1 protein-coding gene is annotated in these 1,133 nt (G+C 66.7%); it reads left to right on the top strand.

What is annotated here, in order from left to right; all coding sequences use genetic code 11:
• Nucleotides 1-90: 90 nt before the first annotated feature.
• Complete coding sequence (locus BMZ69_RS30925; RefSeq protein ID WP_280142139.1) at nucleotides 91-1,035, top strand: IS5 family transposase; 945 nt, start codon at nucleotides 91-93, stop codon at nucleotides 1,033-1,035.
• Nucleotides 1,036-1,133: the final 98 nt, after the last annotated feature.

A 1,133-nucleotide genomic window follows, 5' to 3' on the forward strand; every position in this document is an offset into this window, starting at 1 on the left:
GGATTTCTCTGCGAAAGGGTTCTGGCTTTGAGGTTTGATTGCTGATTCAGTTGGCCTGATCGGAGCGGGATGATCGGCATGTCGGATCAGATGTCGTTGGCTGAGGCGTTTTTGGACCCTCGCCTGGGTACGAACGCGAAGCTTGCGAAGATCGATGGGCTGATCGCGTGGGGTCGGCTTGCGCCCTTGGCAGGCAAGCTGCGCGCGGCCGAGACGGGCCGGCCGCCTTACGCGCCGCTGGCGATGCTGAAGGCGCTCTATCTGCAGGCGCTCTACGACCTGTCGGACCCGGGTCTGGAGGAGGCGCTGCTGGACCGGCTGTCGTTTCGGCGCTTCTGCGGGTTTGCGCTCGATGGCGGCACACCCGACGAGACGACCTTGTGCCGCTTCCGGCTGGCGGCAGCGCAGGCAGGGGTGCTCGAGGCCTGCTTTGCCGAGATCGGCGCGCAACTCTCAGCCAAGGGCCTGATCCTGAAGAAGGGCACCTTGCTCGACGCCACGATCATTCAGGCGACGCATGCCGCCCCGTCACGCGAGGCTGGCTTGGGCAAGGGCCATCCGCGCGAACCCGGCGCCGATTGGGGCAAGAAGAACGGCAAGGCCCATTTCGGCTACAAGCTGCATGTCGGCGTCGACGAGGGCTCGGGCCTGATCCGCACGGCGGTCGTGACCTCGGCCCGGGTGCAGGATGTCGAGATGGCCCCAGTGCTCGTCACCGGCGACGAGGCGGCCGTCTATGCCGATCGCGGCTACGAGAGCAAGGCCCACCGCGCCGCCCTGAAGGCCGGGGGCGTCAAGGACCGCATCATGCATCGCCGGCACAAGCACATCGCCGCCCTGCCGCGCTGGCTGCAGCGCCGCAACGCCCTGATCGCGCGCCGCCGTGCTCCCGTCGAGGCCGTCTTCAGCGCCATGAAGCGCCTCTATGGCAAAGCCCGGACGCGATGCCACTCGCTCATCGCCAACACCGCAGACCTGATCGCCTTCGCAACCGTCTACAATCTCAGGCGCGCCACCATCATCGCCGGCGGTTGAACCGGGCCGACTGCGAGCCCTCCAAGCCAGCCGCTGAAGACCGCCCACCAAACCAGCACCCCAAACAATCGGCCTCAGCCGCGTTTCGCAGAGGAATC

The sequence above is a fragment of the Allobosea sp. CRIB-10 genome (genome assembly GCF_900112185.1).
Classification (GTDB): domain Bacteria; phylum Pseudomonadota; class Alphaproteobacteria; order Rhizobiales; family Beijerinckiaceae; genus Allobosea.